This window comes from Polynucleobacter sp. AP-Kaivos-20-H2, assembly GCF_018882215.1.
GTDB lineage: Bacteria > Pseudomonadota > Gammaproteobacteria > Burkholderiales > Burkholderiaceae > Polynucleobacter.
The window spans coordinates 13,301-29,905 of sequence record NZ_JACVOX010000001.1 but is presented as its reverse complement, the minus strand read 5'-3'; the positions used below and the strand labels follow the sequence as shown (position 1 = coordinate 29,905).

Here is a 16,605-nt window from a genome sequence, read left to right as displayed (position 1 = left end):
AGACATATGAAGACGTATAAGATCGCATCCATCCCAGGTGATGGCATTGGCAAAGAAGTCATCCCAGAATGCGAAAAGGTATTGAATGCCTTAAGCAAAAAACATCCTGAAGTCGCTTTCCAATTCGAGCACTTTGATTGGGGTGGCGATTACTACCGCAAGCACGGCATCATGATGCCCGAGGATGGTCTCGAACCTTTGCGCTCTAAAGATGCGATTTTGTTCGGCTCAGCTGGCGACCCTAATATTCCGGATCACATTACTTTGTGGGGTTTGCGTCTCAAAATCTGCCAAGGTTTTGATCAATACGCAAACGTACGCCCTACGCGCATTCTTCCTGGCATTGAAACGCCACTACGTAATTGCAAACCAGATCAGCTGGATTGGGTGATCGTGCGCGAGAACTCTGAAGGTGAATACTCTGGTGTAGGCGGCAGAGCCCATCAAGGTCATCCTATTGAAGTAGCCTCTGATATGAGCATCATGACTCGCGTTGGAGTGGAACGCGTACAGCGCTTCGCCTTTAAGTTAGCGCAGTCACGCCCTCGCAAGCACCTCACCGTCATCACTAAATCTAATGCGCAGCGCCATGGCATGGTGATGTGGGACGAGATCGCCAATATCGTTGCCAAAGATTTTCCGGATGTGACTTGGGATAAAGAATTGGTTGATGCCGCTACTGCGCGTATGGTCAATCGCCCCGAATCTTTAGACACCATCGTTGCAACGAACTTACATGCTGATGTCTTGAGTGATTTAGCAGCTGCCTTGGCTGGTAGCCTGGGTATTGCACCAACTGCCAATCTGGATCCAGAGCGTCGCTATCCATCGATGTTCGAACCGATTCATGGCTCTGCTTTTGACATCATGGGTAAAGGTCTTGCCAATCCAATTGGCACCTTCTGGTCAGCAGTGATGATGCTCGACTTCCTGGGTGAAAAAGCGCTCGGTGCAAAGTTAATGGCAGCCATTGAAAAAGTGACAGCCAATCCAAAGTTACATACCCGTGATTTAGGCGGCACAGCCATGATGAGTGATGTTACTAATGCAGTCATTGAGGAGATCTCCAAATGAAGCTATTTAAATTACTAAGTAGATTGCTGAGTATTGGTTTGGTCTCACTTGGCTTGTTATCCGGCGCGCATGCTCAACCCTTCCCCGATAGAACTATTCAGTACATCATCCCCTTCCCTGCTGCCGGCGAGTCTGATTTAGTGGCGCGCTATCAAGCCGACATCTCAGCCAAGAAATTCAAGCAGCCGATGGTAGTGATGAACCGTGCTGGTGCTGGTGGTGCATTGGTATGGAGCACTATGAATACATACCCCGCTGACGGCACAACGGTAGTGGGTGTGAATATCCCCCACACTATCTTGCAGCCGCTACAGGAGGGGATTCAGTACAAGACGGAAGACATTAATGCGATCTACTACTATCACTTCACGCCAGATGCTTTGATGGTTTCCGCGGATAGTCCTTACAAGACCTATCAAGAATTTATTGCGGCCGCCAAAAAAGATCCTGGCAAGATGACGCTTGCTGGATCCGCACAGTTCTCAGCTAACCACATGGCAGTCGAGCGCCTCAATAAACTGGCTGGCGTCAAAATTACTTACGTTCCCTTTAAAGGCACGGGTGATTTGATTACCGCCTTGATTGGAATGCACGTTGATGGCGCGATGGGTTACCTACCTTTGGCGATCCAGCAAAAAGGTAAGGTGCGTACGCTGGCAATTGCTACTGAAAAACGTAATCCCGCCCTACCAGACGTACCAACCTTTAAAGAGCTGGGATTGAACTGGGTGGATGGTGCATATCGTGGTGTTGCTCTACCAAAAGGCACGCCACTAGTACTCCAGCAAAAGATGTCTGACTACTTCGCACAGCTCAATGCCGATCCCGAGACTAAAAAGAAATTAGAAGATGCTGGCTTTGTGATTGTGGATGTTCCTCTGGCAAAGATGCCTGCATTTATGAAAGAGAAAACAGCTCAAGCCATGGATGATGCCAAGAATGCAGGGATGATTAAGTAAGGCTTGAACTTTCTTAAATAAAAAACCACCGAACATGCGGTGGTTTTTTAATGCGGTGGTTTTTTATTGGGCGCTTGCTTTCTATTTTAGCAAAAAGCAAATGCCAGAATCGCCGGATCATCCAAAAAAGCATTGGATAAGTAAACGCTGGCTCGGAAAAACCAAGGATTTACTGTATCAACAATTTGTGAAAAATATTCCATAGACCTATTGTAAAGGCTGCTTAGCCGCCCAAGTAATCCGACTTGCCAATCTCCACCCCCTTATGACGCAGGATGTCATAAGCCGTAGTCACATGGAAATAGAAATTAGGAATGATCCAAGTCAGCAGATATTGCTCGCCGACAAACTCAAAACTCCATTCTTTAATTGAGAACTGAATTTCTTTTGCTTCCGTGCCATCAACCTGCTCTGGCTTGAGACTATTGGCAAAAGCAATGGTTTTAGCAATACGGTCTTGTAGCTGGGGAAAAGTAGTTTCGTTATCTTCAAATTTAGGTGGCTCAACTCCGGCTAAACGGGCCATGCCATTTTTCACTTGATCACAAGCAATTTGAACTTGCTTGGATAGTGGAAACATATCTGGGGCAAGGCGGCCTTCCACCAATGCTTTGCTATCGAGACCCTTAGCACTCGCAAATGCCTCACCCTTTTTGAGGATATTCGAAAGATTGGTGAGCATCTTTGTGAGTTGCGGAATTGATGCTTGATACATTGAAATTGCCATAGTGCTCTCGCTGCCTTCTTAGTTTTTTATACGTCACTCATAAAATCACCACCGCCATCATCCCAAGAGCTGGAGCCACCATCATCCCAAGAGCTTGCATCATTGACGCCAAAGTTGGCAGCATCTGGTGCTTGACCGCCTACTTGGCTAAAGTCGTTATTGAGGTTTGGATTTGGGCGTTGATTACCGCCCATTAAATGACTTGCCAAAGCTTCACCAGCAACCATACCAGCACCGAGTGCTGCACCAGTCGCTAAGCTGCCCATTAAACCACCGCCCATGCTAGATGCTGGTGCGCCTGGGTAACCAGGCGGATAGGTGCCAGGCGCTCCCGATGCCCCTGGATATGGTCCATTTGCAGTCGGCGCGTTATAAACCTCCACTGGCTGTTGGCGCTTCCTCATAAAGAAGATTACGCCCGCAACCAAGATAGCAATCAAGATCCAAAAAACTGGGCTAGTAAAGATGGAGCTTGCACCCGCATTAGTATTAACGTTGCCTGGTACTGTACCTGCACGTAATTGCGCTTGGAGCCTTTGTACAGAATCAGGTTGAGCAAATGGTAAACCTGGCGCCAGATTTTCTGCTTGTACAAAAGCGCTTCTTGCAGCATCTAACTTACCTTCTTTGAGGTAAAGCTCAGAAGCCATGTAATGTGCCTTGCCGCTATTAGGATGATTTTTCAAGACCTCTTGCATCATGGCATCCGCTTTTGCCAATTGCCCAGATTCAATTGCTTGATAGACCTCGGGCAAAGTGGCTTCTGCAAAAGCAAGATGACTCGTTAGTAATAGCGCGCTTGCAAATACACCAACAAACAACTTGAGTAAATTACCCATTTTCATCATGACTCCTCGTGAAATGTTTTGCTGCGAATTTCATTATCGCCAGTTTAGGCATTTTTGCTATTCATCATCCATATGGGGGCTGTTACGGGAAATTCAAGGGCATGAACACCCTCTTCACACTCCTTGCTACCATCTTCTTTAGATTGAAATTCCCATAATTTTTGTAGTTATATTAATTCATTGATGTTATGATTTAACGTAACTACAATATTTCAGATGAAATTCACTTATGATTCGGTAAAAAATGACTCAAACCTCGCAAAACATGGCCTTCCGCTCTCAGATGCAAAGATACTTGATTGGGATACAGCCTTTAGTTGGATCGATGAAAGAAAGAATTACGGCGAAGAAAGACGGATTGCTTTGGTGTTAATGAATGAACGCCTGTATTGCATGATTTATGTAGAGTCAAAAATAGCGATGAGAATTATTAGTTTAAGAAAAGCAAATAACCGTGAGATGAAAATCTATGAAGAAGAAGCTAATTAGACTGAGTGCCGAAGAGGATGCCGCAATTACTAAGGCCGCCTTATCTGACCCCGATAACCCACCTATCACGGAAGAAGAGTGGAATGCGATTAAACACAGAGTCGTTCGCGGCAGGGGAAGACCTGTGGGTAGCGGGATTAAAGAACAAGTTACCCTAAGGATTGATAAGGATGTTTTAGATTTTTATAAATCTAAAGGTGAAGGTTGGCAAACATTTATCAACCAAGTGCTTGGCGAAGTAAAAAGAGAATCTAAATCCATCTTAATGGTTGAAAAGAAGTTAAACAAGGGGACCTTGATCGCCAATTAATTCAAGGTAGCTGCTTAACACCCTACTTCACCTCTACCATCTCGCCTTTTGATGAAATCAAGTACGCCTTATTTGGTTTATCTTTTCTAATCCGCGTGAGCTCAGATTGATAACCCTGTAATTGCTTGCGGTACTTTTCATATTTCTCGCTGCCCACCTCTGGGATGGTGAGCTTGTAATCGATGATGGCCAAATAATCATCAAGCTCCACTAAGCGATCCATGCGATAGCTCTTGCCATCTTCACTAGCGATCTCGAGCTCATTCCAAGCTTGTAGCCATTCACCCGATGTCAGGTAGCGCTTGAGCTCTGGAGCATCTAAGACTGTTTTGGTGCGAGAGAGTAATGTTTTCGCATGCTCTTGATCTACGCCTAACCAATTCATGAGCTCTTGCTCGCTTGGCATAGGTGGCTTTGCTTCATTACTAGAGTCTGGGGTGAGGAACTCGAGCAGCTTATGGAAGTTTGTGCCCTCTTCTAGGATTTCTGGATCGGGATCTTCTTTTGCTTGCTCTAAAGCTTTTTCTGCAAGCGCTTTGGCTAAAGCACCACTTTCAATTCTGACAAGATGATCTTGATAATCTGTTGTTGCTTGCTCCCACTCTAGCTGGAAGTGGTCGATCTTAAATGGCATGCTGCCGCGCTCAACTTCAATCTCTTTTGCATCTGTTGCAATAATGGGAAGGTTGAGTGCGTCAATATCCAAGGTCGATATACCGGCTGCCAAGGCTCTACCATACCAAGAGCGCTCTTTAATCCCAGACTTCGACTTAGCTGCCACGCCACTAATCCATAAGCCCTGCTTAGCCCTTGTCATTGCTACATAGAGCAAGTTCCAGTTTTCATTCTGACTTACCTCACCCTCCTTCGCGAATACAACACTGCGTTCATCCGTCAAGGTTTTGGCGGTATATAAAGATAAATGGGTTGGACTACCCTCCTCTGGTGGCCAATCCAAGAGTACGCCTCGGTGCGGCGCCTTCCATTCCGTATTATTAGCATCGAGAATAAAAACAAATGGCGCCTCTAACCCCTTAGCCCCATGTATCGTCATTAAGCGCACACGTCGATGCTGATCCTCTTCTGACATTTCGATATCGAGATCTACTTCACCAATATCATCATTAGTATCAGCCTCAGCCTCTGACTCCACATCGCCCTCATCGGGCGTTTCATCATCATCACCACGACGCATCGCATTCATTTCATCAATGAAACGACTTAGACTAGGGTAACGGCCCCCATCTTGATTTAAGGCAAGCTCTAAGAAGGCATCTAAATTAGCCAGTACTTGTGCGCGAGCCAGATTCTGCGCAGAAATGGCGTAACTCACTCGTAAGTTACTCTCGTGATAAATCAAATCCAGTAGGTCATGTACAGGCAATAGCTCGCCCAGGCCACGCCAATGCTCTAAATACCGTGCAGCCTTTTGTATTGATGGATTCTGGCTAGCCTGCAAAGCATCCCACCAAGATGAGAAGCCATCAATCATGCTCTTACGGAGCTCTTGCATTTGCGCTTCAGTAAAACCAAAAATTGGACTGCGCAGAACCTGGGCTAATGGCAAATCATGTCTTGGTGACACCAATACCGTTAACAATGCAATCAAATCATCAATCTCAAGGGTGTTTAATAATCCACCTAGACGCGAACTGTCATAAGCAAGACCTGCTTCACGCAATGCTTTTTCATATTGAGGTAAAAATTGGCGTCGCTTAACTAGCAATATGAAATCACTACCCCTAGCTTGCCGCCAGTAGTCTTTTCCATCCTTTTTATCCATCACCTGACGAGTAGCCATGATGTGATGAATTAATCGAGCAACGATTTCCCCTTCTTCATAGCGCTGGTGAACGCTTGCAGTATTCCCCGCATCTTCAATTGGCCCATCAAAGGCGGTACCAGTACGCTCAGTAGTCTCGGGATCGGTGCGCGCAATCAAAGGCAGTAGATAAGCCTCACCTGTTACAGCGTAGTCTTGCTCTGATATCCGATCCAATAATGGTTTCCAGGCAGTTTCCTGTTTTGAATATCGGTAAGTATCAGGTAACGGTCCTGCTAAAAATACTGTATTAACCGCCTCATTAATCGCGGTCGCATTACGGCGTGTCTTATTTTTACTCTGAAATTTAGCCTCGAGCTTATTCTCTAAAAATTTATGGGCGCTTTCAAATAATCTTGGATCAGCACGGCGGAAGCGATAAATCGATTGCTTAGGATCGCCCACAATAAAGATGCTTGGCATTGAGCCATCATCGCCATATCCAGCTAGCCAGGCACGTAATATCTGCCACTGCAATGGATTGGTATCCTGAAATTCATCAATCAGAATATGTTTGTATCTTGCATCTAATCGAGCCTGTAGATAGGCAGCATTATCTGAACTCGACATCAATTGGCTAACACCGATTTCCAAATCATCAAAGTCGCGAACGCGCATGGATTCTTTTGTTTTCTCCATATGAGCAAGCATTGCCTCGCTCATGGCAAACCATGCATCGTTTAATTCATGCATCAAATGCTCGCCTTGCCACGCAAATAGGGCCTCGTAGGCGTCTACCCAATCCTGACGAATAGCAGTAATCTCATCAGGATCTCTGCCGATACTCTTGATGTACTTCGCCATTGGAACAGAGGGCTTTGCAATATCCGCTAATGGCGTACGTTTCTGGGTAAAGAAGTATGTCTCCCATCGATCGGCAATATCAATAATCGATCCACCAGCAGCATGATGCTGAATGACCTCCTCAATATAGGGAGCGCTTGCAATTTGAGTTGGCGTACCATTGCTAAAGCACTTATAGAGCATCTCTAAATTTGCTTTTGCCTGCGGTTGACGCCAATAAACTTCCAGTGGATTTGGTGTGCCCAAGAGCGGCAGAATTTTATCCAAACACTCGATAGGCTTAACATCTTGACGCTTGCAAGCCTCTTGGAAGAAAGTCCATGCACCTCTTTGTTTAAAGAGGCTATAGCTACCCATCAAGAATTTTTGGGTTTCTACTGCACCAAACTCCTCCAACAAAACGTCATAGTGCTTTTGTAGATCAGTTGGTAAATCGCCCCACCAGTCTGCCATGCACTCTTCCTGTAAATGCTTAGCATCCTCGCGCAAGCTAAAGCCTGGCTGGACTTCCGCCGATACAGGCGCAGCACCCAATAGGCGACCAAACCAGCCATGGAAAGTATCTATAACCACTGCTTGTGGGCTTGCCAACACTTTTAGATAGAGTGTCCTGGCCTGTGGAAGTAAAGCAATCGCATCTTTCTCGTCTAAACCTCGCTCAACCAACTCATTAATCAAAGTAGCGTCATCGCAAGTAGAAAAATCTTCAAGCAACTTATAAAGACGATCACGCATTTCCTGCGCAGCTTTACAAGTAAACGTCAGGGCTAAGATTTCTTGAGGTTTAGCACCAGCTAGCAGCAACCGAATCATGCGCGCTACCAATAGCCATGTCTTACCACTTCCAGCACAAGCAGAAACAATGACTGATTCAGTAGGGTCACAAGCTATGGCAGTCTCTAACTTTTCGCTCACCACATGCCCTTTCGACAGATCCCTCTAGCTTCGCAGTATTGACATACGCTGTCAGGTGCAAACGCCGCCATGGGTTTACGCGCCCATAAATCATTTAAGTCATTAACTACCTGATCAGCAAACTCTGACATTACCTCCGACATATCCTCAACTGGGCGTGCTCGAATGGTCTTTTCTTCATTCTTTAGATCAGCTCTTAAAGTGACCCATTCAGCCTGATCCACTGCTCGCCCTGGAATGCGGGCCTCAGTAGCGTTCTCAGTTGCGCCTCTTGCATAAATCAATAACTGCGGGTCATCCAGAATATTCTTGGCGCGCTCAGTAATTTTCTTAATCTTTTGATTCTTATAGTCAATCACTGCAGCAGCTGATTTATCAGACTGATGAATATCAAATCGATCTGCGCGCCCTGCAATGCTAATATCCCGTTGAACACCATCAGGATCTGTGATCTTCAAAGTAAAACCGATAGGCAACTCCGCATCGTGGTAACGCCAGCCTTCCTTCTCTCGATTTAGCTGCCATTCCACAAAACTGGGTATCTGCTTTTGCCAATCCCGCAAAGTTCCCAGTATCCTTGCATCACCAGCAATGAGCTTCTCAAATTCTTTATCAGAAAACTTCATGAGCTGATCAATCATCCATTGACGTCTTGCAATATCACCCTCATGAATCAATGAATGCGACTTCTTCTCTTCCGTTTTGAGCGCTTGGAAAAAGTTTCTCAGTAAAGCATGCAGAGTTTGGCCTGCTAAGGAGGCATCAAAACCTTCTTCAAACTCTTTTGCCTTACGCAAACCCAATAAGTTGCTGACATAGTATCGATAAGGACAGTCCCGCAAAGCCTTATAGGCGCTGGGGGAAACTGTGTTTGGAATTGTCAAATCTCGATCGGGAGTGCTTACTGATTTCTGAATAGGTTGGGAGCGCCCCTCATAGGGCTTCAGTTTTGCCTCCACCACTTCTAATGGAATCCTCTTTTTAAGCGCAGCTTGCAAACGCTGAATCCAAGCTGATGGTCGCAAGGGCTCACCACTCTTGCTTTTACTTTGCCAAATTAAATCTACGTTCTTACATGAAGCGAGTAGCTGAGAAAGATCTCGAGCCTGCTGAATGTATTGTGCAGTAATCGTCGAGGACTTGAGATAGCGATTGAGCGCATCTGAAAAGAATAAAGGTGGCTCAGAAAATGCAGGCAACTGCTGCTCATCACAACCCACCAGAACTACGGCATCAAATTCACGCAATCGGGTTGAGCTGAGTGGCAAGATGCTTAAAGTTGCCTCGGCCTCTTTACCAGCCTCTTCATAAGAAGCCTCTTCTATTACGGTTTTTAGAAGACTGAGCCACTCTAGCAAACGCATCTTGAGATCTTCATATGGGCCGCTGCTCAAATCAAAGCGTTTAAGGACTTCCAAAAGCTGCTTACCGGCAGCATCCTTCTCAAGTCGCTGAGCCATACCAGTAACCTGGAGATCATTTTGTAATTGAGAATATGCGCTTGAGCACTCAAGGAGTGAGGGCTGCCATGCTGAATGCAACTTTGTAACAAACCGAATCAGATCAATTAGTTGTTCATTGGGTACGCCGCCGTTCGATCGTGCGTATCCATTGGCTTTTTCGATTGCAGCGATAAATGTTTCCCAACCAGACTTTGCCTGACTAGCAACCAAAATATCTTCGAGCTGGGCAATTAAGCCAATACATACTTCCGGAGTTTTTTGAAGACTGTGCGCAAGATCAAAATAAGGATTTTGCAAAAACTCGAGCAAGGTACTTGCACTAGGTCCTTCTTTAGGCGCACGTATCAACTCTAGCAAGCTATCAAAAGCCGCTGCTGCTCTAGTAGTCGATAGCTTCCAACCAGTTTCGTCACGAATACGCAAGGAATCACCTAAGCGACTGAGTAATGCTCGCGCTCTTCTTGCTGCTAAGCGATCTTGTGCAACTAATGCAATATTTTTCTTTTTAGAAATTAAATGTGACTCAATCGATTTTGTTGCAACCCACGCTAATTCTTCAAAACGCCTAGCCGCAAGCAAGCGCCAGCCCTCTTTATTGCTAGAGCTAATATTGCTTGCAATCTGCTGTTCTTCTGACTCATTCGGAGTGGCAACACCACCTTCTGCATCCTCCCCGCAGAGGGCTTCAGACCATAAGGCAACGGATTGCCAATCAAGGTCTACACGCACTACTGGAGCATGTTGAGCATATTCATTAAGGTAGCGATCAATCAACTCTTGATCAACTGGCTTTGGATCTGCGGTCTGCACCCAGATGAATGGTCGCGCTATGCTGCGATCTTTTTCAGCAACCCTCTTGGCCAATTGCATATGTACAGCCATTGCTAAATGTTTGCGAATGACTGGGTCACCAACATTGGTGAGATAACGCCAAAAAGCCAAGAGTACTGCAGACTCTTCATCAACTACTTTTTTAGAAAGGCCGACATAAGCTTGAGCAATCGCTTGATCTAATACAAGCTCTACCTTCTTGAGCCAAGCCTCAGTGTCTAATGAGTGTGTATCTAAGAGAGCATTTAACTCACCCTGTAATTGCGGGACAACTAATTCAGATAATGCATCGCATGCCTCAATCACCGCTTGCGCTAAGCCCCATGCGCCAGCCTCACTCTCCGCCTTAAACCATGCTTGCAAAGTCTTGTGTTTTCGCAAATTCACAAAGACCGATAGCCATCTTTCCAAATCACTCTGCTTCTTCGGAAATTTCCATGCGCCCGGTGCCGCCTCTAACCAATCTGTAAAGCTGATGACTTGAGGCAAGAATGCGATGTTATTTGGAAGGTCATCTCGTCGGTTTTGCTCAAGAGCCTCCCTCACTCCAATGAGTGGCCCGGCAGTACTAAGCACCACCAGGGGACGCTGATTGGTTTGCACTGCACAATCCCAGATGCCTTTTGCCAATTGAGTAAGCGCACCAGCATTGGGCGTAATCGCCCATTGTTGCACTTGCTTTTGATCAGAAAGAATGGGGAACGGCTGGGACATTAATTGGGTAATTTATCTATTTTGAGCAGAACGTTCCGCTTATTGCTAATATAAGCGTTGTAACGACATAATTAAATAACTCGCTAAATAAGTCTAAATAAGGAATTTTCATGAGTGCCGGCATTAAATATGTAACTGACGCCTCTTTCGAACAAGACGTCCTCAAGTCCGATAAACCTGTACTGCTCGACTTCTGGGCTGAGTGGTGCGGTCCTTGCAAAATGATTGGTCCGATCCTGGAAGAGCTCGCTGGCGAGTATGGCGACAAGATACAGATCGCAAAAATGAACGTAGATGAGAACCAAGGCGTACCTGCCCAGTTCAATATTCGCGGCATTCCTACCCTAATTCTCTTCAAAAATGGCACCGTGGCTGCTCAAAAAGTAGGCGCTTTGGCCAAATCTCAGTTGACTGCATTTATTGATAGTCATCTGTAAATAGTCTCAGACCACAGGTTCACCAGCTGAGCCTGTGGTTTTTACCGCTTTAAATGCTTGTCACACCCATTTTTTGGTGTAGTATTACTCAAACGCACTAATCAGTGCTCCGATTTTCAGCAATTTACCTCCCCCTTCTTTTAGCAAATTCCAAAATTCTGTTTTTCCACATCTGCGTGATCTAAATCAGCGCAGCGATACCCCAAAACAAATTCATCAAAACCCGAGAACCACATGCAATTAACTGAACTCAAAGTCCTCCACGTATCCGCTCTGCTTGAAATGGCAGCTAGCTTGGAGATTGAAAATACACAACGGATGCGCAAACAAGAATTAATGTTTGCCATTCTGAAAAAACGTGCGAAGGCTGGCGAAACCGTTTTCGGCGATGGCACTTTGGAAGTATTGCCTGATGGCTTTGGTTTCTTGCGCTCTCCTGAAGCCTCTTACATGGCTTCTCCTGACGATATTTATATCTCTCCTGCACAGATTCGTCGCTTTAACTTGCACACTGGTGACAGCGTTGAAGGTGAAGTACGTACGCCTAAAGATGGTGAGCGTTACTTTGCTTTAGTAAAGGTAGACAAGATCAACGGTTTGGCTCCTGAAGCCCTCAAGAACCGCATCATGTTCGAGAACTTAACGCCGCTCCACCCTAACCGTGTGATCAGCTTAGAGCGTGATATCAAGGCCGAAGAGAACCTCACTGGCCGCATCATCGATATGATCTCCCCGATTGGTTACGGCCAACGTGGCTTGATCGTGGCTTCACCAAAATCCGGTAAGACCGTGATGATGCAGCACATAGCTCACGCTATTGCCGCCAATAATCCTGAAGCAATTTTGATCGTATTACTCGTTGACGAGCGTCCTGAAGAAGTAACTGAGATGCAACGCTCCGTTCGCGGTGAAGTTGTTGCCTCTACCTTTGATGAGCCAGCAGTACGTCACGTTCAAGTTGCTGAGATGGTGATTGAAAAAGCCAAGCGCTTGGTTGAGATGGGCAAAGATGTGATCATCTTGTTAGATTCGATTACTCGTCTTGCACGCGCATACAACACTGTTGTTCCTTCATCAGGCAAAGTACTCTCTGGTGGTGTGGATGCCAATGCATTACAACGTCCAAAACGTTTCTTTGGCGCCGCCCGTAATATTGAAGAAGGTGGTTCATTAACCATCATCGCAACCGCTCTGATTGAAACTGGTAGCCGTATGGATGACCTCATCTATGAAGAGTTCAAAGGTACTGGCAATATGGAAGTTCACCTTGAGCGTCGTTTAGCTGAGCGTCGTGTTTACCCATCAATTAACCTCAATAAGTCTGGCACCCGCCGCGAGGAGCTCTTGGTTAAAGCTGAGAATCTCCAGAAGATCTGGGTATTGCGTAAATTGCTGGCCGATATGGACGATATCGAGGCGATGAACTTCATCGTGGATAAGCTCAAATCGACCAAAAATAATGGTGAATTCTTCGACTTAATGCGTCGCGGAGGGTAATTTAGGGGTCTAGAGGGCTGTTTCAGCCCTTTTTGGACACCCAAACAGCGCTTTGTTGTTGATTTCATGGCATAATTTTGCCTTTACCGCTTTTAAAACCTGGGAAAGTATTTCAGCCAATTTGGCTCAAACGGCTCCCCGCTCATAGGACTCAACATGAAACCTGGCATTCACCCCGAATATCGCGAAATCGTCTTTGTAGACGTTTCCAATAACTTCAGCTTCAAGACTCGCTCCACTATGTCTACTAGAGAGACAATCAAGTGGGAAGATGGTAATGAATATCCATTGGCCAAGATCGAGACTTCATCTGAGTCACACCCTTTCTACACTGGCACCCAGAAAATTATGGATACCGCTGGTCGTGTTGAGAAATTCCGTCAGAAATTCGGTACTAAAGCTGTTGCTAAAGCTACCGGTGATGGCGCTGCTAAAACAGCTGAGAAAAAAGCTGCTGCTGCAGAAGCTAAAGCTGCTGAAAAGCCAGCTAAGAAGAAGGCTTAAACCACTTCTATTCGCGGGGTATGTTAAATACCTGCTCTGCGAGATAATTAAGGCAGCGTTTGCTGCCTTTTTTATTTTGAACTTCACACATGGTCAAACTTACTGCCGCCGCCACTAAATCTATTCCGCGCATTATTATTTTTGCGCTGACCTTAGTTTATGGTTTCGCTGGCCTCTTCTTTCGGGACCCCTGGAAGAATGAGGATGCTATTGGGTTTGGTGGTATGTGGACACTCTTTCGCGGTAACACCTTAGACTGGATGGTTCCCCACTTAGCTGGACGCGATATCTCTCTTGGTGCGCCCTTGTCTTATTGGATGGGCGCCACACTCATTGAGTGGTTTGGTCCATTCATTGGCGCCGCTAATGCTGCACGCTTATACGCCGCCATCTGTTTCTTCTCTGCTGCACTAGCAATTTGGTATGCCACCTATTTATTAGGTCGTCGTCGTGAAGTGCAGCCGATGGCATTAGCAGTTGGTGGTCAGCCCGATTTAAAGAGCTACGGCATGACCCTAGCTGATGGCGCGCTACTCATTTTCTTGGCGTGCGTAGGTCTAGCGCAACGCGCTCATGAAACTACGCCAATGATGGCGCAGCTCATGGGTATTAGCATCGTGCTATATGGCACAGTGCGCGGCTTAGATAAACCTTGGCAAGGTGGTTTCTGGACTGGCCTTGGTATTGCCATCGTCGCCCTATCAAGCAATCTCACACTCAGCTTAATCATTGTTACCTCCACCATCATTGCGGTCATTGCTAGCAATGCGAAGTTGCGCTTTCGTTGGACGCTGACTAGTACTGTTTTAGGTTTAATCGGTTTTGCGATTTGGCCTCTGATTTGGTATCTAGCCGATCTGCCAGCGCAATGGCGTCATATCGCTGAAGAAGGCTGGCGCAATGTACCGGAAATGCGCGCTACTCCATCAATTGAATCACTGGGTTTCTTGAGTGTGAACTTCTGGGCTTACGCGTGGCCCGTCTGGCCGCTCGCAATCGTCTCCCTTGCGCACTGGGGTCGCATTAAAGAATCGGGCGCATGGCGCGCACCCCATCTTTGCATTCCTTTGAGTTTATTCATCGGCAGCTTAATTTATGTTTTGTTCCGCCTAGAAGCAAATGAACATGACTTAATGATTTTGATTCCAAGCCTTTCGATTATTGCCGCATTTAGCCTGCCTGTTCTCAAGCGAAGCGTCATTAGCTTTATTGATTGGTTTGCGATGTTTAGCTTTACGCTGATCGCCCTGGCTATTTGGATTATTTGGCTCGCAAAAGTGACCGGCTACCCAGAATCTACGGCCGCCAATATTGCACGCCTACTACCTGGATTTACTGGTCAATTTAATGTCTTAGCCTTTATCGTGGCTCTTGCTACTACGGGTGTATGGCTTGCAGTAGTTCGCTGGAGAACTTCTCGGGCCCCGAAAGAAATCTGGCGCTGCCTCATCATCTCAGCATCAGGGACTACTTTGATGTGGGTACTGCTAATGTCTTTGTGGCTACCAACTATTAACTACGCTAAAACCTATCGCCATGTGTCTGCCCGATTGGTACAAGTGATTCCCGCTGATAGCGGCTGCATAGACACTAGCAACTTAGGCGCTGCACAGCTCGCCTCTTTTGAATACTTCTCCAAACTTAACTTGAGAGATGATCCAAATTGCCAATGGATGCTGACCCATAGCCAATCTGAAGCAAAATCATACGCGCAACTGAATAATAAAAAGCTCACACTGCTTTGGGAAGATCGTCGTGCCGCTGACCGCGACGAACGCCTACGCCTCTACGAAGTTATCTCGGAATAAATCGTGCTCCACTTTAAGCTATCGCGTCTTCGCGAGGACATCCCATCTTTACTTAAACTAGCTGGGCCACTATTGGTTGGTCAGCTTGCTGTGATTGCGTTTGGTGTACTCGATACAGCGATGACTGCACGGTATTCAGCTGATGATTTGGCAGCGCTGGCAATGGCTTCAGCCATCTTCATTAGCATTTATGTTGGCCTAACGGGAGTAATCTCTGCTCTTGCACCAATTGCCGGACAACTATTTGGTGCTAAACGTTTTTCAGAAATCGGCGAAGAAGTACGGCAAGCAATTTGGCTTGCTTTAGGTCTTACCATTTTTGGTTGCTTCATTTTGCTCAATGCAGATCACTTGCTATCCATATCTCGAGTCAATAGCCTTATTGAAGGTAAGGCAAGGTTGTATCTCAACATTCTGGCAATCGGCTTGCCAGCTAGCATGGGGATGCGGGTTCTCATGGCTTTACATAATGCTGTATCACGCCCTACTGTTATCACCATAGTTCAGATAATTGGCTTGGCACTAAAACTTCCTTTGAACTTACTGTTTATCTATGGTGGCTTCGGCATTGAAGGCATGGGCGGCCCAGGCTGCGCTGTAGCTACCGTCATTATCAACTGGTCTTGGTTGTTAATGACTCTTGGCTTTGTGATGTTTGATCGTTTTTACAGGCCATTTAAAATCTTTGCCCGCTTTAGCATGCCTGACTGGCATCGCATCTGGATATTATTAAAGCTTGGTGCGCCCATTGGCTTTAGCTACTTGATTGAAGTGACCTCATTCACATTTATGTCGCTGTTTATTGCCCGTCTTGGAACTACAGCTTTAGCCGGCCATCAAATCGTAGCCAATATGGGAACCGTCATCTACATGGTGCCGTTATCCCTCTCAATTGCGACCATGACCTTGGTGTCGCAATCTATTGGCGCCAACAAGCCTGAGCGCGCTGAAGAAATAGGTTGGTCATCGGTATTTTTTACCACTACGCTTTGCATCACCATTGGTATTGCAGTTTGGATTTTCAGAATACAGCTATTGGATTTATACGATCCGCCAGCAGAGGTGAAGGCGTTCTCGATTCCGCTCTTCTTATTTATTGCCTTCTATCAAGTATTTGATGCGCTACAAGTTACTGCTGCATTCATTCTGCGAGCCTATCGTATTGCTTTTTTACCTATGGTGATTTATGCGGGCTCACTCTGGGGCGTGGGGCTTGGTGGTGGCTACTTGATGGGCTTTAATGTATTAGGTAACACGCCAGCATTTTTACAAGGTGCCAATGGTTTCTGGGCAGGCAATAGCTTGAGTCTTGGCCTAGCTGCGTGTTTCCTACTCTACCTCTTTAGAAGAACGGCGGAGCGCTATGAGAAGACGCATCCCCCGGTAGAGACCTAAAAGCAATA

The 16,605-nt window shown here is 46.1% G+C and carries 13 protein-coding genes; 9 read left to right on the top strand and 4 right to left on the bottom strand.

The window, feature by feature from the left end:
* The first annotated feature begins 6 nt into the window (after positions 1-6).
* Both ICE89_RS00160 and ICE89_RS00155 read left to right on the top strand, forming a co-directional pair.
* A complete protein-coding gene (locus ICE89_RS00160) occupies positions 7-1,074 on the top strand; it encodes a tartrate dehydrogenase (RefSeq protein WP_216264073.1) in 1,068 nt (355 codons plus the stop codon).
* Complete coding sequence (locus tag ICE89_RS00155; protein WP_216264072.1) at positions 1,071-2,033, top strand: tripartite tricarboxylate transporter substrate binding protein; 963 nt, start codon at positions 1,071-1,073, stop codon at positions 2,031-2,033. Before ICE89_RS00160 ends, ICE89_RS00155 begins: the two co-directional genes overlap by 4 nt.
* A gap of 223 nt (positions 2,034-2,256) precedes the next feature.
* On the opposite strand, the gene ICE89_RS00150 is transcribed toward ICE89_RS00155, so the two are convergent.
* Together ICE89_RS00150 and ICE89_RS00145 are read right to left on the bottom strand one after the other, a co-directional pair.
* Positions 2,257-2,760 carry a DUF1993 family protein gene (locus ICE89_RS00150; RefSeq protein ID WP_216264071.1) on the bottom strand — a complete coding sequence of 168 codons (504 nt, stop codon included), beginning with the start codon at positions 2,758-2,760 and terminating at the stop codon, positions 2,257-2,259.
* Positions 2,761-2,786: 26 nt separating this feature from the next.
* Positions 2,787-3,608, bottom strand: coding sequence for a tol-pal system YbgF family protein (locus tag ICE89_RS00145; protein ID WP_255537613.1), 822 nt, complete (start codon positions 3,606-3,608; stop codon positions 2,787-2,789).
* 216 nt (positions 3,609-3,824) lie between these two features.
* On the opposite strand from ICE89_RS00145, the gene ICE89_RS00140 reads away from it, so the two are divergent.
* Entirely contained in the window at positions 3,825-4,097 is a 273-nt protein-coding gene (locus ICE89_RS00140) for a BrnT family toxin (protein WP_216264070.1), read from the top strand.
* A complete protein-coding gene (locus ICE89_RS00135; protein WP_216264069.1) occupies positions 4,078-4,407 on the top strand; it encodes a BrnA antitoxin family protein in 330 nt (109 codons plus the stop codon). Before ICE89_RS00140 ends, ICE89_RS00135 begins: the two co-directional genes overlap by 20 nt.
* Positions 4,408-4,429: 22 nt before the next feature.
* Here the strand turns inward: ICE89_RS00135 and ICE89_RS00130 are convergent, their stop codons facing one another.
* Positions 4,430-7,948: a UvrD-helicase domain-containing protein gene (locus ICE89_RS00130; protein WP_370625302.1), complete on the bottom strand. Its 3,519-nt coding sequence runs from the start codon at positions 7,946-7,948 to the stop codon at positions 4,430-4,432.
* Entirely contained in the window at positions 7,945-10,956 is a 3,012-nt protein-coding gene (locus tag ICE89_RS00125) for a PD-(D/E)XK nuclease family protein (protein ID WP_216264068.1), read from the bottom strand. The genes ICE89_RS00130 and ICE89_RS00125 overlap by 4 nt, the downstream gene beginning before the upstream one ends.
* 110 nt (positions 10,957-11,066) lie before the next feature.
* On the opposite strand from ICE89_RS00125, the gene trxA reads away from it, so the two are divergent.
* From trxA to ICE89_RS00100, 5 genes are all read left to right on the top strand, one after another.
* Complete coding sequence (trxA, locus tag ICE89_RS00120; protein ID WP_062309025.1) at positions 11,067-11,393, top strand: thioredoxin TrxA; 327 nt, start codon at positions 11,067-11,069, stop codon at positions 11,391-11,393.
* A 234-nt stretch (positions 11,394-11,627) separates the two neighbouring features.
* Complete coding sequence (gene rho / locus ICE89_RS00115) at positions 11,628-12,890, top strand: transcription termination factor Rho (RefSeq protein WP_011903147.1); 1,263 nt, start codon at positions 11,628-11,630, stop codon at positions 12,888-12,890.
* Between the two features lie 156 nt (positions 12,891-13,046).
* Positions 13,047-13,394, top strand: coding sequence for a type B 50S ribosomal protein L31 (locus tag ICE89_RS00110; RefSeq protein WP_072582141.1), 348 nt, complete (start codon positions 13,047-13,049; stop codon positions 13,392-13,394).
* Positions 13,395-13,483: 89 nt separating this feature from the next.
* A complete protein-coding gene (locus tag ICE89_RS00105) occupies positions 13,484-15,202 on the top strand; it encodes a glycosyltransferase family 39 protein (RefSeq protein WP_216264229.1) in 1,719 nt (572 codons plus the stop codon).
* Positions 15,203-15,205: 3 nt separating this feature from the next.
* Positions 15,206-16,597, top strand: coding sequence for an MATE family efflux transporter (locus ICE89_RS00100; protein ID WP_216264228.1), 1,392 nt, complete (start codon positions 15,206-15,208; stop codon positions 16,595-16,597).
* Positions 16,598-16,605 lie beyond the last annotated feature (8 nt).

Coding starts and splice junctions, on each gene's coding strand:
- rho (WP_011903147.1), top strand. CDS start 11,628: ATGCAATTAACTGAACTCAAAGTCCTCCACGTATCCGCTCTGCTTGAA.
- ICE89_RS00140 (WP_216264070.1), top strand. CDS start 3,825: ATGAAATTCACTTATGATTCGGTAAAAAATGACTCAAACCTCGCAAAA.
- ICE89_RS00150 (WP_216264071.1), bottom strand. CDS start 2,760: ATGGCAATTTCAATGTATCAAGCATCAATTCCGCAACTCACAAAGATG.
- ICE89_RS00125 (WP_216264068.1), bottom strand. CDS start 10,956: ATGTCCCAGCCGTTCCCCATTCTTTCTGATCAAAAGCAAGTGCAACAA.
- ICE89_RS00155 (WP_216264072.1), top strand. CDS start 1,071: ATGAAGCTATTTAAATTACTAAGTAGATTGCTGAGTATTGGTTTGGTC.
- trxA (WP_062309025.1), top strand. CDS start 11,067: ATGAGTGCCGGCATTAAATATGTAACTGACGCCTCTTTCGAACAAGAC.
- ICE89_RS00110 (WP_072582141.1), top strand. CDS start 13,047: ATGAAACCTGGCATTCACCCCGAATATCGCGAAATCGTCTTTGTAGAC.
- ICE89_RS00145 (WP_255537613.1), bottom strand. CDS start 3,608: ATGATGAAAATGGGTAATTTACTCAAGTTGTTTGTTGGTGTATTTGCA.
- ICE89_RS00105 (WP_216264229.1), top strand. CDS start 13,484: ATGGTCAAACTTACTGCCGCCGCCACTAAATCTATTCCGCGCATTATT.
- ICE89_RS00135 (WP_216264069.1), top strand. CDS start 4,078: ATGAAGAAGAAGCTAATTAGACTGAGTGCCGAAGAGGATGCCGCAATT.
- ICE89_RS00160 (WP_216264073.1), top strand. CDS start 7: ATGAAGACGTATAAGATCGCATCCATCCCAGGTGATGGCATTGGCAAA.